This is a genomic window from Bradyrhizobium brasilense (genome assembly GCF_029714345.1).
Classification (GTDB): Bacteria; Pseudomonadota; Alphaproteobacteria; order Rhizobiales; family Xanthobacteraceae; genus Bradyrhizobium; species Bradyrhizobium australafricanum.
Genome location: NZ_CP121669.1, coordinates 363,132 through 387,632, shown reverse-complemented (window position 1 = coordinate 387,632; position 24,501 = coordinate 363,132). Strand labels below are relative to the sequence as shown.

The window sequence follows — 24,501 nt, the reverse complement described above, 5'->3', positions numbered from 1 at the left end:
GCGCCCTCGACCAACTCTACTGCTTCGCTTGGTTGCATGCACCTATCGCAGTTTCGAATAGAGATGATGAAACTGTTGCCTATCAATGCAGGCCGAGCGCCTGCGCGAGGTTGAAGGTCAGGAAGCTCGCGACATAGGCCAGCGCGAGCATGTAGATGAACGTCACCACCATCCACTTCGCGCCGCCGGTCTCGCGGCGGATCACCGCGAGCGTCGAGGCGCATTGCGGGGCGAAGATGTACCAGACCAGCAGCGACAGCGCGGTCGCCAGCGTCCATTTCTGCGCCAGCACCTGGCCGATCTGGTCCGCCGCCTCCTTGCCGCCCTCGATCGAATAGACGGTGCCGAGCGCCGCGACCGCGACCTCGCGCGCCGCCATGCCCGGGATCAGCGCCACCGCGATCTGCCAGTTGAAGCCGATCGGCCGCAGCAGCGGCTCGAGCGCGTGGCCGATCATCGCCGCAAAGCTGTAATTGATCGCCGGCCCCTCGGCGCCGGCCGGCGCCTGCGGGAACGAGGCCAGGAACCAGATCAGCACCATCATCGAGAGGATCGTGGTGCCGGCCCGGTACAGGAACATCTTGGCGCGGGTGAACACGCCGATCGCGATGCTTTTCAGCCGCGGCATCTTGTAGTCGGGCAATTCCAGCATGAACGGCGCCGGCGCGTGATCGCGCCACAGGAAGAATTTCGCGATCGCCGAGACCGTCAGCGCGCTGGTGATGCCGGCAGCGTAGAGGCCGAACATCACGAGCCCCTGCAGATTGACGAAGCCCCACAGCGTGGTCGCCGGAACGAAGGCGGAGATGATCAGCGTGTAGACCGGAATGCGCGCCGAGCAAGTCATCAGCGGCGCGATCAGGATCGTGGTCAGGCGGTCGCGGCGGTTGTCGATGACGCGCGTCGCCATGATGCCGGGAATTGCGCAGGCAAAGCTCGACAGCAGCGGAATGAAGGCGCGGCCGTGCAGCCCGGCGCCGCCCATGATGCGGTCCATCAGGAACGCGGCGCGCGCCATGTAACCGAAATCTTCCAGCAGCAGGATGAAGAGGAAGATGATGATGATCTGCGGCAGGAACACGATCACGCTGCCGACGCCGGAGATCACGCCGTTCTGCAGGAAGCTCTGCAACAGGCTCCAGCTTTCGGGCAGCAAATTGTGGATCAGCTGCCCGAGCGCGGCGAAGCTGTCCGACAGAAATTCCATCGCCGGCTGCGCCCAGGTGAACACCGCCTGGAACATCACGAACAGGATCACGGCCAGGATCACGAGACCCCAGACCGGATGCAGCACCACCGAATCGATCCGGTTGGTCAGCGTGTCGGGCTTGGTCGGCAGCGTCACCGCCGCCGCGATGATGCGGTCCGCCTCGCGCTGCGCCGCCTTGAGGTCGGCAATCGTCGGCGTCGTCCATTCGCTGGCCGCCGCCTCATGCGACTTGGCCAGGAATTCGTCGGTCCGCTTCAGGAGCTCGTCGATGCCGCCCTTGCGGACCGCGACCGAGGTCACGATCGGCAGCCCCAGCTCCTGCGACATCCGATCGATGTCGATCGTGACGCCGCGGCGCTTCGCGATATCGATCATGTTGAGCACGAGCATCATCGGCCGGCCGACCCGCTTCAGCTCGAGCACCAGCCGCAAGGTCAGCCGCAGATTGGTGGCGTCCGCGACGCAGAGCACGAGATCGGGCACCGCCTCGCCGTCGAAGCGGCCCAGCACGATGTCGCGGGTGATCTCCTCGTCCGGGCTGCGGCCGCGCAACGAATAGGTGCCGGGCAGGTCGAGCACGGTCACGCTGCGGCCCTCCGGCGTGACGAAGCCGCCGGACTTGCGCTCGACCGTGACGCCCGGATAGTTGGCGACCTTCTGACGGCTGCCGGTCAGGCTGTTGAACAGCGACGTCTTGCCGGTGTTCGGCGCGCCGACCAGCGCCAGGCGCAGGGATGCAGCGGTCATTCGACGATCACAGCCATGGCTTCGCTCCGGCGCAGCGCGATCGTGATGTTGTCGACGCGCACCGCGATCGGGTCCTTTCGGATCGTGCCTTCATGCAGGATTTCCACGCGCGCGCCCTCGACAAATCCCATCTCGACCAGGCGCTGCTCCAGCTCCTGCGGAGACAGCGATGAGCCCGTCACGAGCGCATCGAGCCTGATGATCTTTCCGACAAAACCGCGATCCGCATGTCCGAGCCGGACGTCCTGCAAATTATCCCGAGAGCTGTTTGGATCGCCTGTCATGCGGCCTGTTTTTCAGCAGGTAGTCACAGGGTCAAGCGTTTGCCCGTGAGAGGTTTTAGAACTCCTAAAAACAGCGCCCGGAAGCGCCATCCAGGCCGATTTTCCGCTTGACTGCCGGCGAGCGCTAACGAGGTCGTGATGCCACCGCACCGCAGCCGCCCTTGCTGCCCCGGACGCGAGCCGGCTGCGAATTGATCGATCCGGGTTGGCCTCCGGTAACCTTGACAGGTCGCGGAATGGCGAACGAGCGTCCGCGCCGCGCCCGGCGGCGCCGTTTCGCTTCCTCCCGCGCAACGGTTTGCGTTATGGTCCGCGCGGAGCCGGAGCGCCCGTGCAGACCGCACAACGCAATTCGCTGAGACTGCTGCAATGGATGATGGCCGCCGCGCTGGCCCTTCCGCTGGCGCTGTTCGTTTTTGCCTCCGCAATGTCCTGGATCTCGACCAGCGAGGCCGCCGACCAGGAGATCCAGCGCACGCTCGATGTCGCCCATGAGCACGCGCTGAAGGTGTTCGAGACCATCGATCGCGGCCTCGCCGAGGTCACCGAGGTCGTCCGCGGCATGGGCGATGCCGATATCGGCGCGCGCGAGAAGAGCCTGCACGAGCGGCTGCGGCAGGTCGCCATGGCGCTTCCCCAGGTGAAATCGGTCTGGGTGTTCGATGCCAACGGCCGCGCCCTCGTCAACAGCCTGGTGCAGCCGGCCCCCAACGTCGACTTCTCGGACCGGGATTACTTCCGGATCCATGCCCAGGGCGACATCGGCACCTATATCGGCGAGGTGCTGACGCCGCGGCCGCCCTATCTGGGCTCGCGGTTCTTCAGCGTCGGCCGGCGCCGCAACGGCGACGACGGCAGCTTTGCCGGCGTGATCCAGGCCTCCGTGCTTCCGGAATATTTCGAGAATTTCTACGCCAGGATCGGCCGCGAGCCCGGCAGCTTCCTGGCGCTGATCCGGACCGACGGCGCCGTGCTGGCGCACTTCCCTGCCGTTGGCCACGATGTCCGGTTCGAGCCGAGCGGCCCGCTCGGGCGGCAGATCGTCGCCAATCCCGAGGCCGGGACGATGACGATCCAATCCCCGGCCGACGGCATCGAGCGGCGCATGCGCTACCAGCGGCTGGCCGGATACCCGATCTATGTCAGCGCCGGCCTCGAAACCTCGGCGATCCAGTCGCGCTGGAGGTCGACAATGGCCCAGCACCTGATCTTCGGGATCCCGGCCACCGCCCTGCTGTTCGGCCTGCTCGCGCTGGCCTTCCGGCGAACCCAGCGCCTGCAGGAGGAGGCCAACCGGCGCATCGAGGCCGAGGAGGCATTGCGGCACGGCCAGCGGCTCGAGGCACTCGGGCAGCTCACCGGCGGCGTCGCGCACGACTTCAACAACCTGCTCACCGTGATCCGCGCGTCAGTCGACATGTTGCGGCGGCCGGACCTGCCGGAGCCGCGGCGGCAGCGCTACATCGATGCGATCTCCAACACCGTGAACCGTGCGGCCAAGCTGACCAACCAGCTGCTTGCATTCGCGCGGCGGCAAACCCTCAAGCCCGAGGTGTTCGACGCCTGCCAGAATGTCCGCACCCTGAGCGAGATGATCGCAACCCTGATCGGCGCGCGCATCGAGATCACAGCGCAGGTGCCGGACGAGACCTGTCTCGTCAACGCCGATGCCGGTCAGTTCGAGACCGCCATCATCAACATGGCAGTGAACGCGCGCGACGCCATGGACGGCGTCGGCCGGCTCACGATCGCTGTCCGCGCCGTGGACAGACTGCCGTCCGCGACCAGCACGCCGCCGAACTCGCCCGGCCATGTCGCGGTGTCGGTGACTGACACCGGCGTCGGAATTCCGCAGGAGCTGTTTGGCCGCATCTTCGAGCCGTTTTACACCACCAAGGAGGTCGGTCACGGCACCGGCCTCGGCCTGTCGCAGGTGTTCGGCTTCGCCAAGCAGTCTGGCGGCGAGGTGACCGTCACCAGCGAGGTCGGCAAGGGTGCGACATTCACGTTGTATCTGCCACGCGTCGTCGGCGGGCATGGCGCGCGAGCGCCGCGCACCGACGACGCGCCCTCGGTCGATCGGACCGGCGCATCGGTCCTGATCGTCGAGGACAATGCCGAGGTCGGAAAGTTTGCCGCCGACACGCTGACCCAGCTCGGCTGCAGCTGCGTGCTGGTGGACAACGCCACCCACGCGCTGGAGGAGCTCGCCGTCGACGCCGACCGGTTCGACCTGGTGTTCACCGATGTCGTGATGCCCGGCATGAGCGGCATCGAGCTTGCGGAAGAGATCCGCCGGCAGCGCCTCGATCTTCCGATCGTGCTCGCCTCCGGTTACAGCCAGGTGCTGTCGCAGCAGGGCAGCGGCGGCTTCGAGCTGCTGCAGAAGCCCTATTCGGCCGAGCAGCTCGCGCGCGTGCTGCACAAAGCAACGCGCTCGCGCCGGCTGAAGCGCGATCAGGCGCCGGCGGGGTGAGGTAGTTGCGCGGCACATCTCAAGCACGCTTTCGCCAGGACGACGGTGAGGATGAGTCGCAATTCAAGATATCAAACAGCGCGGTATCATCACCCGCGCATGCTGGGGAGAATGAGAGTCCACAGTTGCTTCCCAGGCGTCGTCCCGGCGAAAGCAGGGAGCCATACGCCGCGGCGGATGTTGTGGCGGGGACTCGTCGTTGCAATACACGCAGCTGACCGCCGGTCCCAGTGCGGAACCGGGTAATTTGCCTGGCGTTATCGTGCCATGGGCAAAGCTGAGGCAAGATCCAAATCGTCGGACGGGCCGTCGTCGGCCGGGACTTCATCGTCCCGGAAAGCGAGCGCAAAGGCGGCCGATCAAGAGCGCAAGGATCCCGCGCCAAGCGAAGCTGACGAGAAGTCGGAATTCGTCGAGGTGATCGCCGAGAACGGCGACGATGTCGAACCGCCGCCGGAAATCGTCGAACCCGATCCCGAATTGTCGGCCGAAGAGGCCGAACAGGCGCGCAAGGACTATTTGCTGACGCGGTTCTGGATCAGCGCGCGCGGCTATTGGGGCCGGAGCGGCGACCGGCTGGCGTGGCTGTTCACGATCGGCCTGCTGCTGCTGATCGTCGCCAATGTCGCCGTTCAGTACGGCATCAATGTCTGGAATCGCGCGATCTTCGATGCGATCGAAAAGCGCGACGCGGCCAGTGTCTTCCACCTGACGGCCATCTTCTTTCCGCTGGCGATCGGCAGCGTGCTGCTGGGGGTCGCGCAGGTGTTCGGCCGCATGGGTATCCAGCGGCGCTGGCGCGCCTGGCTGACCAACGCCGTCGTGTCGCGCTGGCTGACGAACGGCCGCTACTACCAGCTCAACCTCGTCGACGGCGATCACAAGAATCCGGAATACCGGATCGCGGAGGATCTGCGGATCGCGACCGATTCTCCGGTCGACTTCGTCGCCGGCGTGACGTCGGCGCTGCTCTCGGCCGTCACTTTCATCGTCGTGCTCTGGACCATCGGCGGCGCGCTGACGGTGACGCTCGGCGGCTCGTCGATCAGCATCCCGGGCTTCCTGGTCATTGCCGCCATCATCTATGCGGCGATCGCGTCGGGCTCGATCACGGCGATCGGCCGCAGCTTCGCGCAGATCTCCGAGGACAAGAACCAGGCGGAAGCGGAATTCCGCTACATCCTGACCCGCGTGCGCGAGAATGGCGAAAGCATCGCGCTGCTCGGCGGCGAAACCGAGGAGCGCGACGGCATCGACAAGACGTTCTCGAACGTGTTGCGGCAATGGGCGCGGCTCGCCGGGCAACACATGCGCACGACGCTGGTGTCGCAGGGATCTAACCTCATTGCGCCGGTGGTACCCTTGCTGCTGTGTGCGCCAAAATTCCTCGACGGCAGCATGTCGCTCGGTCAGGTGATGCAGGCGGCCTCGGCCTTCACCATCGTGCAGACCGCGTTCGGCTGGCTGGTCGACAACTATCCGCGGCTCGCCGACTGGAACGCCTGCGCCCGGCGCATCGCCTCCCTGATGATGTCGCTTGACGGGCTTGAACGCGCCGAGACCGGCGACGGCTTCGGCCGCATCGAGCGCGGCGAGACCGAGGGCGAGGCCATTCTGAGCCTCAACGATCTCTCCGTCACGCTGGACGACGGCACCGCGGTGGTCGGCGAGACCGAAGTGGTGATCGAACCGGGGGAGCGGCTATTGGTCGCCGGCGAATCCGGCACCGGCAAGAGCACGCTGGTGCGCGCCATCGCCGGGCTGTGGCCGTGGGGCGGCGGCAGTGTCGGCCTGCACGAGGACCGCCGCCTGTTCATGCTGCCGCAAAAGCCCTACGTCCCCTCGGGCACGCTGCGGCGCGCGGTGGCCTATCCCGGCGCGGCGGAAGACTGGAACGTCGATGAGATCAGCCGTGCCCTGCACAAGGTCGGCCTCGACCATCTCAAGGACAAGATCGAGGAGGACGCGCCGTGGGACCAGACCCTGTCCGGCGGCGAGAAGCAGCGGCTCGCCTTCGCCCGCCTGCTGCTGCACGCCCCCGACATCGTCGTGCTCGACGAGGCGACGTCCGCGCTCGACGAGAAGAGCCAGGACAAGATGATGGAGACGGTGACGACGGAACTGCCGAAGGCGACCATCGTCAGCGTCGCCCACCGCGTCGAGCTCGAAGCGTTCCATAGCCGCAAGATCGTGCTGGAGCGCCGCAAGGGCGGCGCCAAACTGGTCAGCGACGTCGATCTGATCCCGCGCAAGGGTAAGCGAAGGCTGCTCGGCCGCTTCCTGCGGCAACGGCAGGCAGCGGGCAAGGCGGCGTAACGGGCGTTGGCGCTGCCGGCAAAACCGGCTATGCATGCCGCGCTTTTGACGAGGCCATGCGTGATCCCGAGCAACGACATATCGCCGGCGCCGTTCGGCGCCTTCGCGCCCAATGCGGCGCAGGCCGCCATCATCCGCCTGGCGCATGGCTCAGGATTGAAGCGCGGCGCGTTCCGACCCTGGCTGTCGAAACTGGTCAATCTGTTCGGCGCTGGGCCGCTGGACGTGACCTATCAGGGCGCATCGTTCCGCTTCTATCATCAGGCGAGCGCGACCGAGCGCGGCGCGCTGTTCAATCCCGATTACAACCTTGAAGAACTCGCCTTCCTGCGCGCGCATGTCGGCGCGGATGGCACCTTCGTCGATCTCGGCGCCAATGTCGGCACCTATGCGCTGGCGCTGGCGCGCGATGTCGGGCCCGGTGGCAGGGTGATCGCGATCGAGCCGCATCCGGTGACGCATGCGCGGCTCAAGTTCAACACCCAGGCCTCCGGCTTTCCGCAGGTGCGCCTGGTTGCGGCGGCCGCCGGCCCGACCGATGGCGAACTGATGATCGAGACCGACGGCGACAATCTCGGCGCCAGCCACATCGTCACCGGCACGCCGACGGGCAAGGCGTTCAAAGTGCCGTCGCTGCGGCTGCAACGCATCCTCGACGAGGCCGGCGCGAGCAAGGTCGACGCGCTCAAGATCGACGTCGAGGGTTTCGAGGACCGCGTGCTGATCGGCTTCTTCCGCGACGCGCCGCAGTCACTGTGGCCGCGCGCGGTGGTGATCGAGCATCTGTCGAAGGACGAATGGACCGACGACTGCATTGCGGACATGCATGCGCGCGGTTACGTCGAGCAGGGCCGGACGCGGAGCAACACGCTGCTGGTGCGGAGTTGACAGACTTGTCTTCTCCTTCCCCCTGAAAGGGGGAAGGTCGGGATGGGGGTCAGCCGCAGGAACGGTGCCTGCGAAGAGAGCAGATCCCCACCCGCTTTGCTCTCGCGAGCAAAGCGACCTCCCCTTTGCAAGGGGAGGTGACACGAGAACGCGGATGCAAGTGCATCACAACAAGGGAGGCTCGCGATGATCGACCATATCGGCTTTTCCGTCTCCGACTATCAACGCGCGAAGGCTTTCTACCAGACGGCGCTGGCGCCGCTCGGCTACGGCCTGATCATGGAAGTGCCCGCGGAGGTGACCGGGCACGCGCCCGCCGCGGGCTTCGGCGCCGACGGCAAGCCGGACTTCTGGATCGGCGGGGAAGGCGCCATGAACAAGCCGGTGCATATCGCCATCACGGCCAGGGACCGCGCCACCGTCGACGCCTTCTACAAGGCCGCGATGGCAGCCGGCGGCCGCGACAACGGCGCGCCCGGCATCCGTGCGCATTACCACCCGAACTATTACGGCGCATTCGTGCTCGACCCCGACGGCCACAATATCGAGGCGGTCTGCCACACGCCCGGGTGAAGCATCGGAACGCCGCGGCGCGCGATCCGTTGTCGCTTCGAACTTCGATGGAGCGATCAATGCGCGCGACGCGATCTGGCATCGGCAACCGCCGCGGGGCCTCCATATGATGCCGATCGAGCCTCCCGAGATTCCGCCGACGACGCCGGGCACACCGAGCGAACCGCCGCCGGGAATTCCGCCCGGCAGTCCGCGCCCCGAGATTCCGGAGCCGGTGCGCGAACCCGGCGAGCCGCCGCGACCGGACGAGTTGCCTGGCAAGACACCTGACGAATCACCGGTGCGCGGACCGCCTGGACCGTCCGGGCCGCCGCCTGCGACAGATCGACTCGCCGGCCGATGAGTCGCCCTTGCGCCCAAGTTCCACGTCGATCGCAAATGTGTCGGCGCGTTTCTTCTGAACGCGCGGTGAACAATCACACACGCAACCCGTTATAATGTCGAAATAAACTTCGCCGATGATTCGTGGCTCGCCACAATCCGGCCTAACGGCTGGCGGTTCATCGTCCTGCCGAATTGTTCGGTTCTCACTTTGCTTTCCTGCCCAGACTTTCCGCCGGGGACTCCTAGACAATGACAAAGCTTCGTCTCGTGCTGCTTGCCACGACTGCGCTGACGGTGATGCAATTCACCACCTCAGCGTCGCACGCCCAAACTTCGCCTCTGGTCGTCGCACAGGCGCAGCAGAAGGAAGAAACCGGACCTGACGGAAAGCCGAAGGCGCGGCCAGCGCCGGGTGCGCCGGGTGCTCCCGCACGTCCCGCACCGCCGGCCGCAGCACCGCATCCGCAGGCGCCACCTCCCGCCGCGGCACCCGCGCATCCCGCTCCGCCGGCCGCAGCACCCGCCAAGCCGACCCCGCCTGCAGCCCCTGCCCGGCCCGAGCCGCCCGCAGCTGCACCGGCAAAGCCGACGCCGCCTCCGGCAGCCGCACCGCATCCGGCACCGCCGCCGGCTCCCGCACGGCCCGAGCCGCCTGCCGCGCGCCCGACGACGCCTCCGCCGTCGGCTGCTCCCGCACATCCCACACCGCCGCCGCCCGTGGCCGCACCCGCGAAGCCATCGCCGTCACCGGCACGGCCGGAGCCGCCCGCAGCAGCGCCTGCGAAGCCAACCCCGCCACCGCCGGCGGCCGCCCCCGCACATCCGACGCCGACCCCACCGCCGCCGGCCGCAGCACCGCAGCGACCCGGCACGCCGCCGCCCGGCGCGGGACCCGCGCACACGCCGCCGACGCCGGCGCCCGGCGCCACGCCGAATGCCGCGCCGGCAGCACGTCCCGGCACCCCGCCCACGGCGGCAACGCCGACTCCGACGCCCGCAACCCCGGGAGCTCCGACAACGGCGCCGGCCGAACGCCGCCCCGGCGATCGTCCGGGTGGCGAACGCGGTGAACGTCCTGGCGGCGCCAAGCAACCGCCGGGCACGCCGCCCGCGGCGACGTCAACGCCCGCGCCTTCGGCAACGACAACGCCTCCGGCAGCAGGGGCACGACCGGGCACGCCGCCCGCCGCGACAGCTCCCGGTGCGACACCGACGCCGACACCTCCGGCAGCCGGCGCACAGCCCGCACGTCCAGGCACCCCGCCTGCCGCAACAACGCCTCCGGCACCCGGCGCGACGCCGACGCCACCGGCGCCAGGTCAGCAGGGACGTCCGGCGACACCGCCCGGAACACCGGCAACCCCGGGCGCGGCAATGGGCGCGCCCGGCGCGGCCCCGGCTCCGGGTCAGCCGGCAGCACGTCCGGGCGTCGCGCCCGGCGTATCGCCAGCCCAGGGAGCAGCCATGGGCGCGCCGGCACCGTCGGTCGTCCCCGGCTCGGCCGCCGCAACGCCGCCGCCCGGCCGCGCGCAATATGCGCCGCCGACGGTTGCGCCCGCCTTCCGCGCCGCGCCTGCCGTCGCAGCACCGCTGCCGCCGCCACCGCGCCATGACAACATCAAGCCGCTCGCGATCGGTGCCGCCGTCGGTGCCGGCGTGGTCGCCGGCGCCATCATCGGCGGCAGCATCGCCGACCTGCACAGCCAGCGGCAGGAGGTGGTCGAAGGCGGCCGCACCATCTACACCGAGCCGGACCGCGTCATCATCCGCGATCCGGGCGGCCAGGCCTATGTCCGCGGCGACGACGTCTATCGTTTCCGCTATGGCGCGCGCGATATCCGCACCGAGACGATCGGCGGCGAAACCCGCACCGTGGTGGTTCGTCCCGACGGCAGCGAGATCATCACGGTGGTCGGCTCCGACGGCCAGATGTTGCGCCGAATCCGCAGGGATACTGGCGGCCGCGAGGTCGTCATCATCGACAACAGCTATCGCGATCCGCGGGCGGTCGGCGGCTTCTATGTCGACGCGCCACCGCCGGTGGTCAACATTCCCTACGATCGCTACATCGTCGATGCTCAGGACGCGTCGCCCGACGTGATCTACGAGACCATGGAGGCACCGCCGGTGCAGCGGATCGATCGGCGCTACTCGCTCGACGAGATCCGCTACAGCCCCAATGTCCGCATGCAGATGCCGAGCATCGACGTCAACACGATCAACTTCGACTCCGGATCGTGGACCATCCCGCCGGATCAGGCGGCGAGGCTGCAGGTGATCGCCGACGGCCTCAACCGAGCCATCCAGCGCAACCCGCGCGAGGTGTTCCTGATCGAGGGCCACACGGATGCGACCGGCAACGACACCGACAATCTGTCGCTGTCGGACCGCCGTGCGCAATCCGCCGCCGAGCTCTTGACGCAGCAGTTCGGTGTGCCGGCTGAGAACCTGACCTCGCAGGGCTATGGCTCTCAATATCCGAAGGAGCAGACCGACGGACCGAGCCGCATCAACCGGCGCGTCACCGTCCGCCGCATCACCCCGCTGCTCAACGGCGGCACCGCCTCGGCCGCGCCGCCGCGCTGAGCCGGCGCGACATGACGCGACGGAATGGCCGGGAGCGATCCCGGCCATTTTCATGCCTGCGGCACGTTTGAGCTATTTCTCCGCACCCAGTCCCAGCGCCTCGACCATCACGCGGAACACTTCGGTGTTGTCCATCGAGCCGTGGACGCGCTCGCTGCCCGGGCCCGTCGCGGTGAGAATGACGTCCTCGCCGGAATGCACGCTGGCGCCGATCATCGCCGGCAGATTGCCGAAGCGCAGCACGACGCCGGGGACATCCTTGTACTTGTCATTGGCCTTGAACGTGTCGGGCTGGTCGCCCTTCACGGTCGGCTCGTTCGGATCGTCGAGTTTCGGGCGGAACGTCTCGTAGTGATCCGGCAGGCTGGCGGAGAAGATTGCAAGCCGCCGGCTGACATCGACGCGTGACGGATAACCTTCGGCGTCCGGCGCCGGATAGTTCGGGAACCCGGCTTTCTCGTAGACACCGACGCGCTCGCGCAGCGGCACGTTGGGTGTCGCCGCCATGTCGTCATTGATGGTGCCGACCAGGCTGTTCGGATGGTTGTGATCGGCCACGACCAGGATCAGCGTGTCGTCGTTGCGCGCTTTCGCCCAGTCCTTTGCCAGCCGCACCGCATTGTCGAGCATGATGGTGTCGTAGATTGCGCGCTCCATGTCGAGCAGATGGGCGTATTTGTCGATCAGGCCGGACTCGACCATCAGGAAGAAACCGGCCTCGTGTTTCGACAGCACCGTGAGCGCGGCCTGAATCTGCTCGGTCAGGTCCGGCTGCTCGGGGAATTTCCTGACGCCGCCGCCCCTCAGGAACTTGCGGTCGAGCGCGCCGTCCATGTTGCCGGCGGCGAACAGGCCGAGCAGTTGGCGGCTGTCCGGTTTGGCCGCGAGCGTGGCGAGTTCGCCTGCGGTCGTCGCGACCGGATAGCCGGCGTCGCGGAAGCGCGCCAGATAGTCGACATCGTCCTTGCGTTTCGATCCGGACGCGGATTGCGGCAGGAAGTTCGCGGAGCCGCCACCCATCAGCACGTCGGGTTTCGCATCGAAATATTGCGCGACGATCGCGTCATAGGCGGCGCGGCGGCGGGTATGCGCAACCATCGCCGCCGGCGTCGCGTCCTCGACCTCGGTGTTGGTGACGATGCCGACGGCGAGGCCCGCCCGGCGCTTGGCAAGGCTCGCGATGGTCTCGACCCTCGGATCGTCGAGCGGATCGGGCGTGCGATCGGCGTAGACGCCGAGCGCATTGACCGCGGCCTTGTGGCCGGTGGCGTAAGCGCTCGCGGCATTCGCCGAATCGGTGATGATCGAGTCCGAGCCTGCGGTCGCGACCAGCGCCATATGCGGCATGTCGTCGATCGCAAGCTTGCCGCGGCTCTTGCCCTCCGCGATTCCCTTGGAGAGGATTCGCGCGGCGACGCGGTGCGACGGCGACATCCCGTCGCCGATGAACAGGATCACGTTCCTGGCCTTGCGTGCCCCGGTGTCGTAGACGGTCCAGGTCACCTTCCGGCTCTGCGTGCCGTCGCTGACTTCGACGGCGACTTGCCCGGGCTTGGCGAGCGAGACATCGCGCAGCAACAGCGCCGACTGCTCCCGGCCGGCCTCGCGCGCGGTGAATGTGCCGCCCTGGCCGAACACCGCGGCATAGTCCGCGCCGTTCAGCGTGACCTTGAGCTTTGCTTGATCGACCACCCCCGGAAGCTCGACCTTGAAGTCGAATTTGGCGCCGACGAGGATGTCGGCGCGATCGATCGGATAGATCGTCTGGGCGAACGCCGGCGCTGCCGACAACGCCAGCGTGACGGCCATACCGGCAACTTGCTTGATCATGATCGATGCTCCGCTCTCGCGCATCATGCGCATCGGAGCGGAGGCTAGTTGCGGCGGATGACGGCGCAATGAGGCGCGCCGGGGCGTATTGCCGCAAGGCCGGCGTGATTTCAGCGCGCCATCTGCTGCGGATCGTAGAAGAAGCGCTCTTCGACCAGCTCCTCGCCGCGCCAGGTCTGCCAGGCGACCTCCTCCATGCTGCGGACCTTGCCGTCCTTGCCGGTGAATTCGAAGCGCCAGCAGATCGCCGAATGATCGCCGTCAAGCAGGAGCGGCCCGAGCCGCGTGGTCTTGACGCCGGCGACCGCGGCCAGCACCGCCGCCTCGCGCGCCGCCAGCGCCCCGCGGCCGACGCGCCACTCACCGTCATTCTCCTGGGTGCGGGCATCGACTGAATAGAAATTCCTGATCGCGCCGACATGGTCGTTGGACTCGACCGTGTCGGCGAAGGCTTGCAACGTCCTGAGCGAGGGCATCGGGCATTCTCCATTTACCGACTTATAGTCGGTATTTATCGACTGGTAGTCGGTAAGTCAATTGGCTTGCGTCTGGAACTGGGCTAGAGATGCGCCATGGCAACCCAGGCCGAACGGCGCGAGAAAACCAGAGCCGCCATCGTCAAGGCGGCGCGGCGCATTTTTGGCGAGCGCGGCTTCGCCGCTGCGACGATGGACGACATCGCCGCCGGCGCGCGTGTCGCCAAGGGCGCGGTCTATCATCACTTCGCGACCAAGGAGGCGGTGTTCGAGGCGGTGTTCGAGCAGGTGTCGATCGACCTTGTTGCCGATCTCGACCGCATCTCGCGCGCCGAGAACGATCCGCTGGCGGCGATGGCGGCGGGCACGCAGGGCTATTTCGCGGCGTGCTCGAAAGGCCCGACCGGCCAGATCATCTTGCGCGACGGCCCCGCCGTGCTCGGCTGGGAACGCTGGCGCGAGATCGACGCGAAACATTTCGGCGGCAAGTTTCCGCGCGCGCTGGCCGCCGCGATGGACGCCGGCGTGATCGCCAGGCAGCCGATCGAGCCGCTGGCGCGGCTGTTGCTCGGCGCGGTGACGGAAGCCGCGGTCGCGGTCTCCGCGGGGCCGGACATCGGCAAGACCGGCACCGACTACGCGCGGGCGTTCCGCTCGCTGCTCGATGCGCTCAGGATGAAGTAGGCCAACATCCATCCCCGGGTCGTCCCTGCGAAAGCAGGGACCCATAACCACAGGGTAACGTTGTCGAAGCGCGCTGTGGCCCCAGCGTTGCGCAACAATTGAGGGTCGTGGTTATGGGTCCCGACTTTCGCCGGGACGACACCGAGTTTGTGTCTACCCGCCCACCATCTCAGTCCTTGTCGTTCTCGAGCTGGAAGATCTGCGAGCCTTCGTCGCTCGAGATGAGGCCGGTCTTGTTGTACAGGCCGAGCTTGGCGCGGGTGTCAGCAATGTCGAGGTTGCGCATCGTCAGCTGGCCGATGCGGTCGGCCGGTGTGAAGGCGGCGTCCTCGACCTTCTCCATGCTGAGCCGCTCCGGCGCATAGGTGAGGTTCGGGCTCTCGGTGTTTGATATCGAGTAGTCGTTGCCGCGGCGCAGCTCGAGCGTCACCTCGCCGGTGACGGCGCGTGCCACCCAGCGCTGCGCGGTCTCGCGCAGCATCAAGGCCTGCGAATCGAACCAGCGGCCCTGATAGAGCAAGCGGCCGAGCCGCATGCCGCTGATGCGGTACTGCTCGATCGTATCTTCGTTGTGGATGCCGGTGACGAGACGCTCATAGGCGATGTGCAGCAGCGCCATGCCGGGCGCCTCGTAGATGCCGCGGCTCTTGGCCTCGATGATGCGATTCTCGATCTGGTCGCTCATGCCGAGGCCGTGGCGGCCGCCGATCGCATTGGCCTCGAGGAACAGCGCGACCGGATCTGCAAACGTCTTGCCGTTCAGCGCGACCGGCTGGCCCTCCTCGAAGCGCACCACGACCTTCTCGGCCTTGACGTCGCAATCGGCGCGCCAGAACGGCACGCCCATGATCGGGTTGACGATGGTGATGCCGCTCGCAAGGCTCTCGAGATCCTTGGCCTCATGCGTCGCGCCGAGCAGATTGCTGTCGGTCGAATAGGCCTTCTCCGCGCTCATCTTGTAGGCGAAGCCTTGCGCGGTCATGAACGCCGACATCTCGGCGCGGCCGCCAAGCTCGTCGATGAACTGCTGGTCGAGCCAGGGCTTGTAGATGCGCAGGCTCGGGTTGGTCAGCAGGCCGTAGCGATAGAAGCGCTCGATGTCGTTGCCCTTGAAGGTCGAGCCGTCGCCCCAGATGTTGACACCGTCCTCCTGCATCGCCGCGACCAGCATCGTGCCGGTCACCGCGCGGCCGAGCGGCGTGGTGTTGAAATAGGTGATGCCGCCGGTCGAGATGTGGAACGCGCCGGACTGGATCGCGGCGATGCCCTCATGGACCAGCTGGGTGCGGCAATCGACCAGGCGGGCCTTCTCGGCGCCGAAATCCATCGCCTTGCGCGGGATCGCGTCGTAGTCGGCCTCGTCGGGCTGGCCGAGATTGGCGGTATAGGCGAAGACCTTGGCGCCCTTCAGCTTCATCCAGAGCAGCGCCGCTGAGGTGTCGAGCCCGCCCGAGAACGCGATGCCGACTTTTTCGCCAGTGGGCAGGCTTTTCAGAATCGTACTCATGGGACGGTCCAATCGGTCGAAATCAATGATGTTTCTGTTTTGAGCATGATCTTTCGGAAAACCGGCTTCCACTTTTCCGGATCATGCTCTGCGGCGAATATCAAATTTCCGAAGGCTGAGCACGCCTTTAATCAGGCCCAAATCAGGCCTCGGTCTGGCTGGACGCCGCCTTGCCGCCCCGGCGCCAGCGCTGCATCCACCGGTAGCCGGGCATCGCAAGGCGCGTCAGCGCGGCATCGACCTGGGCGTCGGTCAGCCGGGTCGCTGCCCAGCGGTAGATCAGCGCGTAGAACAGCCAGACCGTGAAGAACGACACCAGGCCCGCGATCGCCACATCGGTGAAAAAATGGCCGCCAAAGGCCATGCGAAGCCCGCTGGTGACGATGCCGAACACAGTGGCCCCGGCAAAGGCCAGCGGCCGCCACGCGGGCGGCGTCAGCGCCGCCGGTGCATAGGTCCAGAACGCGGTGGCGCCCTCGCCGGAGAAGAACGAGCAGTTGCGCGGGCAGCCGCCGCGCGGGTCCCACCACGGCATGAATTGCAGGTCGCCGCCGAACTGCGTCACGAACACCGGCCGCGGCCGGCCCCAATAATTCTTGAAGGTGAAATTGGTGAGCACGCCGGCCGAGAGCAGCATCGTGGTGAGCAAGAACACCGCGGCGCGGCCGGACATCAGCATCGGCCGGTCCGGGCGGATGAATTTCCAGACGATGGTCACGATCGCCGGCAGCACCAGCGCCCAGGCGATCCACATCGCCGCATCGCGCGCAAACGACGCCACCGCGTCGAGCTTCAGCGGGAAGGTTTTCTGCGCCACATCGTAGAACAGCGCCGCCAGCTTCAGGTCGAGCTCGGGATAGATCCCGAACAAGATGCCGACGATGAGCGCCAGCGCCAGCGCGATGAAAAGTCCGGTCCGGTTCATGGCGCGCGGTTTAGCCGAGGCGGATGAGGTGGCGCAATCATTTCAAGTAAGCCCGAAGGGCATTTGCCGCTTGATCAAACAGGTGATCGACACCTTCATTTTCGTCGTAGTTAAACTGCCGCGGAGTATTGAGCGCTGCAGCACCATTTTTCGTCTGCGCCTGAAAAACGCTCAATACTAGTCCATCCAGAAGTTCCCGGGTCGCTCTGGGCAAGGTTGAGTCGATCGCCGGCAATTGAGCGAGGATATCTCGCTCAAGCTCGGGAAGTGACAATTTGCCCGACTGCGCGCTTATCACGCTTCCCAAGATTGCGGATGCGGCTCTCTGGTTCGAATCCATGTTGGCACTCTGGACGAGGTCACGGCCGCTGCGATTGCGACGGCAATGGCGGGGGCGGCGGCAACGGTCGCGCCGGCTCGCGCCAGGCGCCGGCGGTGCGGCCGGCGATCAGCCAGTAGACCAGGCCCGCGACGATGCCGGCCCCGGTCATGATCTCCATGTGCCGGCGCACGATGCCATGGAATTGCATCATGTCGGGATCGAACGGAACCAGGCCGAGATAGCACGCCGCGCCGACGATCGCGCCGCCGACGGCATAGGCCAGCACGCTCCGGATGAAGAACGCCTCGGTGATCAGCACCACGATCAGCGCAGGCAGCAGCGCAAAGCCCGAGATGAAGATGAAGCCGAAACCGAGCACGACATTGATCGCGCTCTGGTCGATCTGCCCGCCGAAATCGCTGATCTCGGGATACAGCACCGCGACGACCACGATGATCCCTGCCACGAAGCAGGCCATCAGGAAGCCGAAGGCGACGACGAACAGGCGGCCGATCAGGGCCATCGGGTCATCCCATCATCGAACATCAAGCCAGGCACTAGCCTCTCCTCCGTCATGCCCGGGCTTGTCCCGGGCATCCACGTCTTCTCGCGGAGAAAGCTAAGACGTGGATGGCCGGGACAAGCCCGGCCATGACGAAATATGGAAACACACTCAATCCGTCATCGCCATCGCGCGCAGCGCCTGGCGCTCGCGGGCCGAGAGCTTTTCGGTCTCCGACTTGAGCTGGCCGCAGGCGGCGAGGATGTCGCGGCCGCGCGGCGTGCGCACCGGCGAGGAGTAGCCGGCGTTGAAGATGTATTCGGAGAATTTTTCGATCTGCTCCCAGTCCGAGCATTCGTAGGCGGTGCCCGGCCAGGGATTGAACGGGATCAGATTGATCTTCGCCGGAATGCCCTTGAGCAGCTTCACCAGGAGCTTGGCGTCATCGAGCGAATCGTTGACCCCCTTGAGCATCACATATTCGAAGGTGATGCGCCGGGCGTTGGAGGCGCCGGGATAATCGCGGCAGGCTTGCAGCAATTCCTTGATCGGATATTTGCGGTTCAGCGGCACCAGCTCGTTGCGCAGCTCGTCGCGCACCGCATGCAGCGAGATCGCGAGCATCACGCCGATCTCGTCACCGGTGCGCTGGATGTTCGGCACCACGCCAGAGGTCGACAGCGTGATGCGCCGACGCGAAATGCCGATGCCCTCATTGTCGGCGACGATCAGCAGCGCATCGCGCACCGCGTCGAAATTGTAGAGCGGCTCGCCCATCCCCATCATCACGATGTTGGTGACGCGGCGCGTGCCGTCCTCGCGGTCGGCCCAGTCATTCAGCCGGTCGCGCGCCACCATCACCTGGCCAACGATCTCGCCGGCGGTGAGGTTGCGCACCAGCCGCTGCGTGCCGGTGTGGCAGAACGCGCAATTCAGCGTGCAACCGACCTGCGAGGAAACGCACAGCGTGCCGCGATCGGTCTCGGGGATGTAGACGCACTCGACCTCGTGCGGCCGCTCGACCTTGTCGCCGCTCGGCAGCCGCAGCAGCCATTTTCGGGTGCCGTCGTTGGAGATCTGCTCGGCGACCACTTCGGGACGGTCGACGGTAAAATGCTTCTCGAGCTCGGCGCGCATGTCCTTCGAGACGTTGGTCATCTCGGCAAAGCTCTTGGCGCCGCGGAAATACATCCAGTTCCAGAGCTGCTGGGTGCGCATCTTGCGCTGGCCGGCCTGCACCCCGATCTCGCCCAGGCGCTCGGCGATCTCGGCGCGCGACAGCCCGATCAGCGACGGCTTGGCCGGCGGCACATAGGTCTCGAGCGGAACCTTCTCGACCAGCGCGCTGGCGCCGGAGACGGCATGGGTGGTCACAGTGTCGGTCATGAAACCTCAAATAGGCCTTCCAGCCGGTACTGGAAAGCCACCAAATACCTCGATTTCAGGCCTTAAGTCGATTTTTAGAGCATGATCTTTCCGGAAAATCGCTTCACACTTTTCCGGATCATGCTCTAGCGCCGGCAGTCCTGCCCGAGCCGGTCGAGCGCCTGCGCCAGGCCCTTCAGCGAGAAGGTGTCTGTCGTCTCGGTGCCCTTGGCCGAGACGGCTTTTACCGTCAGTTCGGCCGATTTGCGCATGGATTCCACCATCCGCTCCTCCTCGGCCGCATTCTTGATCCAGAGGCCGTCGCCCTGCGTGTACATCGCATAGGTCCCGCCGCCGACCTGAAGCGTCGATTCGGAGCCCGGCTTCACCGTGTAGCCGATCATGATCGAGACTTCGTTGACGACCTTCTCCGCCGGACGGGTGGAGATGAAGGCATAGGCCGGATCACGCGGCCGGTTCGCCGGATTGGTCTTCGACGACGACGGCTTGGCGAGCGCAAAGCACACCTTCTTGCCGTTGGGCGATGCCGTGTACGCGCCCCAGGTCCCGAATTGGCCGATCAGCGTCGGCTCCGCGCCGCCGGCCGCAGCCGCGGCAGCCGAAGGCGCCGGCTTGGCCGCTTCCTTGGCCGTATCCTTCTTGGGCGCAGCCTGCGCCGGCGCGAGGGTGATGAACCCGCACAGGATACAAGCAACCAGTGATGTCAGAATCTGCCGCACGGCCAACTGGTTCCCCCATCATTGTGACTGCAAGATGGCCCGGCGATTCCCCTCCGCCGGCTCGGATGGATAACCGGGAAACGCTTTTTTGGGAAGGCAGTTAGGCCGAAAGGCGAACGCCGCTCACCGTCGGGCGCGTAATCGCGACGCGTTATCACTTGGCGCGCGCAGCGCGCTGCTTCTCCCACTGCGCATCGGTCCATTGCAGCAGGTCCTCGGCACCGGAACTGCGTAAGTGCGAGCCGCCATCCTGCACCACCATCTCGCCGTTGAGGTAGCCGGCCTGATCCGAGATCAGGAAGGTCGCGAGATTGGCGAGCTCCGAATGCTCGCCGGCGCGGCCGAGCGGATTGCGATGCGCCCAGTTCTCGCCGCGCCCTTCGGGGCGCAACTGTCCGGTCGCGCCGGCGGTCGGGAACGCGCCGGGCGCGATCGCGACGGTGCGGATGCCTTTCGGGCCCCACTCCACCGCAAGGCTCTTGGTCATCGCCAGCACCGCGGTCTTGGCCATCGAGGACGGCACCGTGAACGCGCGGCCGGTGATGGTCGAGGTCGACAGGATCGAGAGCACCACGCCCTTGTGCTTGCCGTCGATCCAGCGGCGGCCGGCGGCGAGCGTGCAGTACATCGTGCCATGCAGTGTCGGCGCGAGGATCGCGTCCGCCGCACGGAATGACAAATGTTCGCTCTGCGCAATAAAGGTTGCGGCAGCATTGTTGACGAGAATGTCGATCGGCGCGTCCTGCCAGACCTGGTCCATCATCGCTTCGACCGCCGCACCGTCGCGGATATCGCAGCGCGCGATGGAAACCTTGGCGCCGAGCTCGCTGCGGAATTTTGCTGCGGTTTCCTCCAGCAGCCCCTCGCGCCGCCCGCAGATAATCAGTTCGGCGCCGAGTTCGGCGAAGCGGTAGCCCATGGCAGCGCCAAGGCCGGAGCCGCCGCCGGTGATCAGGATGCGCTTTTTCGCTAGCAGGCCTTTTTCAAACATAGTTTGATCCCTCCGCACTGTATTGTCGCTCCGCCGCAAATCCGGCATGAAGCTTTCAGCTCCTTTTGCGTCCGAAACTCAGGTGTGTCCATGAAAGCCATCCTCTGCTCGCAATACTGTCAACCCGACGATCTCGTGCTGGCTGACGTGCCCGATCCGGTGGCAGGTCCCGGCGAAGCCGTGATCGCGATCAAGGCGGCGGCGCTGAATTTCTTCGACATCCTGATGATCCAGGGCAAGTACCAGATCAAGCCGCCGTTCCCGTTCTCGCCGGCTGCCGAAGTTGCCGGCGTGATCGAAAGCATCGGGGCAGGCGTCACTGACCTGAAGGTCGGCGATCGCGTCGTCGCTTCCTGCGGCCACAACGGCGCGCGCGACAAGATCGCGCTGCCGGCGAATTCGATCGTGAAGATTCCCGACAATCTCGACTACGACCGCGCCGCCGGCATCATCATCATCTACGGCACCGCGCTGCATGCGCTGGAAGATCGCGCGAGCCCGAAGCCGGGCGAGACGCTCGCGGTGCTGGGGGCCGCCGGTGGCACCGGCCTTGCTGCGTGCGAGCTCGGCAAACTGATGGGGTTGAAGGTGATTGCCTGCGCCTCGTCGGACGAGAAGCTGGCATTCGCCAAGCAGCACGGCGCCGAGCTGACGCTGAACTATGCCAAGGAAGATCTCAAGGAAGGCCTGCGCAAGCTGACGGGCGGCAAGGGCGCCGACATCGTGTTCGATCCGGTCGGCGGCTCCTACGCCGAGGCCGCGCTGCGCTCGACCGCATGGGAAGGCCGCTTCCTGGTGATCGGCTTTGCCGCCGGTGACATTCCGAAGATCCCGCTCAACCTCGCACTGCTGAAGGGCTGCGATATCCGCGGCGTGTTCTGGGGCGCCTGGGCGCGGCAGAATCCGGACAAGAACCGCAAGAACCTCGAGAAGCTCGTGCAGTGGACCGCGGAAGGCAAGATCTCCTCGCATGTCGACCGCACCTTCCCGTTGTCGCAGACATCAGAAGCCCTGAAGGTGCTCGCCGGCCGCAAGGCGATGGGCAAGGTGATCCTGCACCCGGGAAGCTGAGCACGGGTTCGGTAACTTGGTAGCCCGGATGAAGCGAAGCGAAATCCGGGACCGAGCCATCCGCGGTTGGAGCACCCCCGGATTACGCTTCGCTTCATCCGGGCTACAGGTTCTTCTCCTTCCCCCTGAAAGGGGGAAGGTCGGGATGGGGGTCGCCGCAGACGACGCTGCAAGCCGAGAGAGCAGATCCCCACCCGCTTTGCTCTGTGGAGCAAAGCGACCTCCCCTTTTCAAGGGGAGGTTAGAACATCACTCCTCCGCAGGCACCCCGCGCTTCAGCGCGGCGCGGGCGGCATCGCGATGCTCCGGCGTGATGTGGCTTGCCACCATGCGGAGCGCGGTTGCGAGCACTGCGGCGTCATCGGTGAAGCCGAGGATCGGCAGCATGTCGGGCACGAAATCGAACGGCAGGATGAAATAGGCGATCGCCCCGAGCAGCGCCGCCTGCACATGGCGCGGCGTCTGCCGGTCGAAGGCGCAGTAATAGGCGGCCAGCAGGTCCTCCGCGAAGGGCAGGCTCGCCACCACCTTCTTGAACTTGATCCAGAAACGGCGGCGCACGCTCTCAGGATCCTGCGCCAGCCGATCGGCAGGCCCAAATCCCGCGCCGTGTTCGCTCGATGTCATCGCAAGGTTCCTCGACGCCGCGCCAATTCGGCGGCGGACGATGCGAATCTGGGGATATCGGCGGACCCGCGCAAGGTTCCACGCGCCGGGGTCAACTGACCCCAAGCTGCCTTGCGATCGCGTTCATGGCCTTGGCGAGGTCGATGTCGCGCTTGGTCACCCCGCCGACATCGTGGGTCGACAGCACCACCTCGACGGTCTTGTAGACGTTTTTCCACTCGGGGTGATGGTCGCTCTTCTCGGCGACCAAGGCGGCGCGGGCCATGAACCCGAAGGCCTCGTTGAAGTCCTTGAACACGAAAGTCTTGGCGATCGCCTCGCGGCCGGACGCCTCCGACCAGCCGGCCAGTTCCCAAAGGGCGGCCTTCCTCGCCTCCGCTGACAGCCGTTCGACCATGGTAAACTCTCCCGTTTGACGCCGACTTTAGCCTAACAACGGCCTCCGGGATGGGATCCACGCCCAAATTAAGGCCGAAATCGCGTCCTATCGCCGCTGGTAACCATGACGGAGTTGTAACATCTGTCCATTCAGTAATTTGCTACACATAGAGGATGTATGCGCGTTGGTAGTTTTGCGAGATTGAGCCCCGACGATTGTTTGCGAGATCGATGACAGACGGCTCCGCCAGCATGTCGCCCAAGCCGCTGCGCTCGGCAAAGCGGCGGCTGATGTTCGTTTTGATCGCGGGCGCGCTGGCCATCATCGGCACGTTGCTGGCCGGCTATTATTTCGCCGTGCGTCCGGTGACGCTGCGGATCGCGGTCGGTCCCGCCAACAGCGATGACGTCAAGGTCGTGCAGGCGCTGGCGCAGGCCTTCAACAACCAGCAGAACACCCAGGTCAAGCTGAGGCCGGTGCAGACCGAGGGCGCTACCGCCAGCGCCCAGACGCTGGCCGACGGCAAGGCCGATCTCGCCATCATCCGCGGCGATCTCGAGGTGCCGAAGAATGCCCAGGCGGTCGCGACCCTGCGCAAGAATGTCGTGGTGATGTGGGTTCCGCCCGCCAAGGGCAAGGTTCGGAAATCCGCGCGGATCACCAAGATCGCGCAGCTCGCCGGCCGCAAGATCGGCGTCGTCGGCCGCACCCCGGCCAATGTCAATCTGCTGAAGCTGATCCTGACGCAATACGGCGTCGACCCGATGAAGGTCGAGATCGTTCAATTCCCGGCCAATGAGGCGGCGGAAGCGATCAAGAATCTCAAGGCCGACGCCTATCTCGCCGTCGGCCCGGCCAACAGCAAGATCACGATCGATGCGATCACGGCGTCGGTCCGCGACGGCGGCGAGCCCAGCTTCCTTGCGATCGACGCCTCCGAGGCGATCGCGCAGAACCATCCGGCCTATGAGGCCGCGGAAATCCCCGCCGGCTCGCTCGGCTCCGCCGACCGGCCCGATGATGAGGTGAAGACGATTAGCTTCTCGCACCACATCGTTGCGCGGAAGGGCCTGTCGGACTCGACGGTCGCGGCATTCACGCGGCAATTGTTCGCGATCCGGCAGTCGCTCAAGACCGATTTCCCGCTCGCCGCCAAGATCGAGACGCCGGACACCGACAAGGACGCCACCATTCCGGTGCATCCGGGCGCCGCCGCGTTTGTCGACGGCGAGGAAAAAACCTTCCTCGACCGCTACAGCGACTACATCTGGTGGAGTCTGATGGCGTTCTCGGCGATGGGCTCGGCCGGTGCGTGGTTCGCCGGCTATCTCAAGCAGGACGAGCGCAACACCAACACCTCGCAGCGCGAACGCCTGCTGGAGATGCTGAAAGCCGCGCGGCACAGCGATTCGATCGAGGAACTCGACCAGATGCAGGCGGAGGCCGACGACATCCTGCGCCACACGCTGGACTGTTTCGAGCACGGCGCGATCGAGGAAGGCACGCTGACCGCGTTCAACATCGCGCTCGAGCAGCTTCATAACGCTGTCGCCGACCGCAAGGCGCTGCTGTTCAGCATGCCGCAGAATTTGCAACGGACTGCCACGCAGTTCAGGGCGGCGGGCACGGCGTAGGGGCGCCGCCAATCTTTATCCGCAAACTCCCCTTGCCTCCCCCG

At 66.1% G+C, this 24,501-nt stretch carries 22 protein-coding genes; 9 read left to right on the top strand and 13 right to left on the bottom strand.

Annotated features, from left to right (window positions below; genetic code table 11):
* Window positions 1-82: 82 nt before the first annotated feature.
* Together feoB and QA635_RS01805 are read right to left on the bottom strand one after the other, a co-directional pair.
* Complete coding sequence (gene feoB, locus QA635_RS01810; RefSeq protein ID WP_092086924.1) at window positions 83-1,957, bottom strand: ferrous iron transporter B; 1,875 nt, start codon at window positions 1,955-1,957, stop codon at window positions 83-85.
* Window positions 1,954-2,241, bottom strand: a complete 288-nt coding sequence (locus tag QA635_RS01805; protein ID WP_026192088.1) for a FeoA family protein — start codon at window positions 2,239-2,241, stop codon at window positions 1,954-1,956. The genes feoB and QA635_RS01805 overlap by 4 nt, the downstream gene beginning before the upstream one ends.
* A 331-nt stretch (window positions 2,242-2,572) precedes the next feature.
* Between QA635_RS01805 and QA635_RS01800 the strand changes: the two genes are divergently transcribed.
* From QA635_RS01800 to QA635_RS41945, 6 genes are all read left to right on the top strand, one after another.
* The gene (locus tag QA635_RS01800; protein ID WP_283066456.1) at window positions 2,573-4,717 is read left to right on the top strand and encodes a hybrid sensor histidine kinase/response regulator; all 2,145 of its coding nucleotides are present in this window, start codon (window positions 2,573-2,575) and stop codon (window positions 4,715-4,717) included.
* Window positions 4,718-4,984: 267 nt separating this feature from the next.
* A complete protein-coding gene (locus tag QA635_RS01795) occupies window positions 4,985-7,033 on the top strand; it encodes an ABC transporter ATP-binding protein/permease (protein WP_283066454.1) in 2,049 nt (682 codons plus the stop codon).
* Window positions 7,034-7,063: 30 nt separating this feature from the next.
* Window positions 7,064-7,921, top strand: a complete 858-nt coding sequence (locus tag QA635_RS01790; RefSeq protein ID WP_225642224.1) for an FkbM family methyltransferase — start codon at window positions 7,064-7,066, stop codon at window positions 7,919-7,921.
* Between the two features lie 186 nt (window positions 7,922-8,107).
* Window positions 8,108-8,494, top strand: a complete 387-nt coding sequence (locus tag QA635_RS01785; protein ID WP_057021286.1) for a VOC family protein — start codon at window positions 8,108-8,110, stop codon at window positions 8,492-8,494.
* A gap of 109 nt (window positions 8,495-8,603) precedes the next feature.
* Window positions 8,604-8,837, top strand: coding sequence for a hypothetical protein (locus tag QA635_RS01780; protein WP_225163158.1), 234 nt, complete (start codon window positions 8,604-8,606; stop codon window positions 8,835-8,837).
* Between the two features lie 230 nt (window positions 8,838-9,067).
* Window positions 9,068-11,404, top strand: coding sequence for an OmpA family protein (locus tag QA635_RS41945; protein WP_283066451.1), 2,337 nt, complete (start codon window positions 9,068-9,070; stop codon window positions 11,402-11,404).
* Between the two features lie 72 nt (window positions 11,405-11,476).
* Here QA635_RS41945 and QA635_RS01770 read toward each other — a convergent pair whose 3' ends face one another.
* Both QA635_RS01770 and QA635_RS01765 read right to left on the bottom strand, forming a co-directional pair.
* Window positions 11,477-13,234, bottom strand: coding sequence for an alkaline phosphatase (locus QA635_RS01770; RefSeq protein WP_283066450.1), 1,758 nt, complete (start codon window positions 13,232-13,234; stop codon window positions 11,477-11,479).
* A gap of 110 nt (window positions 13,235-13,344) precedes the next feature.
* Window positions 13,345-13,710: a nuclear transport factor 2 family protein gene (locus QA635_RS01765; RefSeq protein WP_253605556.1), complete on the bottom strand. Its 366-nt coding sequence runs from the start codon at window positions 13,708-13,710 to the stop codon at window positions 13,345-13,347.
* Window positions 13,711-13,806: 96 nt separating this feature from the next.
* Between QA635_RS01765 and QA635_RS01760 the strand changes: the two genes are divergently transcribed.
* Window positions 13,807-14,394 (top strand): TetR/AcrR family transcriptional regulator, encoded by a 588-nt coding sequence (locus QA635_RS01760; RefSeq protein ID WP_092087858.1) that lies wholly within the window; start codon window positions 13,807-13,809, stop codon window positions 14,392-14,394.
* 169 nt (window positions 14,395-14,563) lie between these two features.
* On the opposite strand, the gene argG is transcribed toward QA635_RS01760, so the two are convergent.
* The 7 genes from argG to QA635_RS01725 all read right to left on the bottom strand — a co-directional run bounded on the left by argG (window position 14,564) and on the right by QA635_RS01725 (window position 20,746).
* Complete coding sequence (argG, locus tag QA635_RS01755; RefSeq protein ID WP_253605560.1) at window positions 14,564-15,901, bottom strand: argininosuccinate synthase; 1,338 nt, start codon at window positions 15,899-15,901, stop codon at window positions 14,564-14,566.
* A 142-nt stretch (window positions 15,902-16,043) separates the two neighbouring features.
* Window positions 16,044-16,826, bottom strand: coding sequence for a phosphatase PAP2 family protein (locus QA635_RS01750; RefSeq protein WP_283066445.1), 783 nt, complete (start codon window positions 16,824-16,826; stop codon window positions 16,044-16,046).
* Between the two features lie 37 nt (window positions 16,827-16,863).
* Window positions 16,864-17,166, bottom strand: coding sequence for a hypothetical protein (locus QA635_RS01745; protein WP_156436599.1), 303 nt, complete (start codon window positions 17,164-17,166; stop codon window positions 16,864-16,866).
* Between the two features lie 19 nt (window positions 17,167-17,185).
* Window positions 17,186-17,671 (bottom strand): hypothetical protein, encoded by a 486-nt coding sequence (locus QA635_RS01740; protein ID WP_225163123.1) that lies wholly within the window; start codon window positions 17,669-17,671, stop codon window positions 17,186-17,188.
* Window positions 17,672-17,821: 150 nt separating this feature from the next.
* Window positions 17,822-19,036 carry a dual-specificity RNA methyltransferase RlmN gene (gene rlmN / locus QA635_RS01735; RefSeq protein WP_092087850.1) on the bottom strand — a complete coding sequence of 405 codons (1,215 nt, stop codon included), beginning with the start codon at window positions 19,034-19,036 and terminating at the stop codon, window positions 17,822-17,824.
* Between the two features lie 125 nt (window positions 19,037-19,161).
* On the bottom strand, window positions 19,162-19,755 hold the full coding sequence (locus QA635_RS01730) for an invasion associated locus B family protein (RefSeq protein WP_050383624.1): 594 nt from the start codon (window positions 19,753-19,755) through the stop codon (window positions 19,162-19,164).
* 154 nt (window positions 19,756-19,909) lie between these two features.
* The gene (locus QA635_RS01725; protein ID WP_283066441.1) at window positions 19,910-20,746 is read right to left on the bottom strand and encodes an SDR family oxidoreductase; all 837 of its coding nucleotides are present in this window, start codon (window positions 20,744-20,746) and stop codon (window positions 19,910-19,912) included.
* A gap of 90 nt (window positions 20,747-20,836) precedes the next feature.
* On the opposite strand from QA635_RS01725, the gene QA635_RS01720 reads away from it, so the two are divergent.
* Window positions 20,837-21,817, top strand: a complete 981-nt coding sequence (locus tag QA635_RS01720) for an NADPH:quinone oxidoreductase family protein (RefSeq protein WP_283066439.1) — start codon at window positions 20,837-20,839, stop codon at window positions 21,815-21,817.
* A 249-nt stretch (window positions 21,818-22,066) separates the two neighbouring features.
* On the opposite strand, the gene QA635_RS01715 is transcribed toward QA635_RS01720, so the two are convergent.
* The gene (locus QA635_RS01715) at window positions 22,067-22,444 is read right to left on the bottom strand and encodes a YkvA family protein (protein ID WP_283066437.1); all 378 of its coding nucleotides are present in this window, start codon (window positions 22,442-22,444) and stop codon (window positions 22,067-22,069) included.
* A 91-nt stretch (window positions 22,445-22,535) separates the two neighbouring features.
* Entirely contained in the window at window positions 22,536-22,841 is a 306-nt protein-coding gene (locus QA635_RS01710; RefSeq protein ID WP_092087879.1) for a 4a-hydroxytetrahydrobiopterin dehydratase, read from the bottom strand.
* 212 nt (window positions 22,842-23,053) lie between these two features.
* Between QA635_RS01710 and QA635_RS01705 the strand changes: the two genes are divergently transcribed.
* Window positions 23,054-24,457, top strand: a complete 1,404-nt coding sequence (locus QA635_RS01705; protein ID WP_283066436.1) for a TAXI family TRAP transporter solute-binding subunit — start codon at window positions 23,054-23,056, stop codon at window positions 24,455-24,457.
* Window positions 24,458-24,501 lie beyond the last annotated feature (44 nt).

Bases quoted from the DNA above. Each gene is read 5' to 3' on its own strand.
- QA635_RS01790 (WP_225642224.1), top strand. From the start codon at position 7,064: ATGCATGCCGCGCTTTTGACGAGGCCATGCGTGATCCCGAGCAACGAC.
- QA635_RS01720 (WP_283066439.1), top strand. From the start codon at position 20,837: ATGAAAGCCATCCTCTGCTCGCAATACTGTCAACCCGACGATCTCGTG.
- argG (WP_253605560.1), bottom strand. From the start codon at position 15,901: ATGAGTACGATTCTGAAAAGCCTGCCCACTGGCGAAAAAGTCGGCATC.
- QA635_RS01805 (WP_026192088.1), bottom strand. From the start codon at position 2,241: ATGACAGGCGATCCAAACAGCTCTCGGGATAATTTGCAGGACGTCCGG.
- rlmN (WP_092087850.1), bottom strand. From the start codon at position 19,036: ATGACCGACACTGTGACCACCCATGCCGTCTCCGGCGCCAGCGCGCTG.
- QA635_RS01745 (WP_156436599.1), bottom strand. From the start codon at position 17,166: ATGGATTCGAACCAGAGAGCCGCATCCGCAATCTTGGGAAGCGTGATA.
- QA635_RS01715 (WP_283066437.1), bottom strand. From the start codon at position 22,444: ATGACATCGAGCGAACACGGCGCGGGATTTGGGCCTGCCGATCGGCTG.
- QA635_RS01780 (WP_225163158.1), top strand. From the start codon at position 8,604: ATGCCGATCGAGCCTCCCGAGATTCCGCCGACGACGCCGGGCACACCG.
- QA635_RS41945 (WP_283066451.1), top strand. From the start codon at position 9,068: ATGACAAAGCTTCGTCTCGTGCTGCTTGCCACGACTGCGCTGACGGTG.
- QA635_RS01740 (WP_225163123.1), bottom strand. From the start codon at position 17,671: ATGGCCCTGATCGGCCGCCTGTTCGTCGTCGCCTTCGGCTTCCTGATG.
- QA635_RS01750 (WP_283066445.1), bottom strand. From the start codon at position 16,826: ATGAACCGGACCGGACTTTTCATCGCGCTGGCGCTGGCGCTCATCGTC.
- QA635_RS01710 (WP_092087879.1), bottom strand. From the start codon at position 22,841: ATGGTCGAACGGCTGTCAGCGGAGGCGAGGAAGGCCGCCCTTTGGGAA.
- QA635_RS01705 (WP_283066436.1), top strand. From the start codon at position 23,054: ATGACAGACGGCTCCGCCAGCATGTCGCCCAAGCCGCTGCGCTCGGCA.
- QA635_RS01770 (WP_283066450.1), bottom strand. From the start codon at position 13,234: ATGATCAAGCAAGTTGCCGGTATGGCCGTCACGCTGGCGTTGTCGGCA.
- QA635_RS01725 (WP_283066441.1), bottom strand. From the start codon at position 20,746: ATGTTTGAAAAAGGCCTGCTAGCGAAAAAGCGCATCCTGATCACCGGC.
- QA635_RS01765 (WP_253605556.1), bottom strand. From the start codon at position 13,710: ATGCCCTCGCTCAGGACGTTGCAAGCCTTCGCCGACACGGTCGAGTCC.
- QA635_RS01785 (WP_057021286.1), top strand. From the start codon at position 8,108: ATGATCGACCATATCGGCTTTTCCGTCTCCGACTATCAACGCGCGAAG.
- QA635_RS01760 (WP_092087858.1), top strand. From the start codon at position 13,807: ATGGCAACCCAGGCCGAACGGCGCGAGAAAACCAGAGCCGCCATCGTC.
- feoB (WP_092086924.1), bottom strand. From the start codon at position 1,957: ATGACCGCTGCATCCCTGCGCCTGGCGCTGGTCGGCGCGCCGAACACC.
- QA635_RS01795 (WP_283066454.1), top strand. From the start codon at position 4,985: ATGGGCAAAGCTGAGGCAAGATCCAAATCGTCGGACGGGCCGTCGTCG.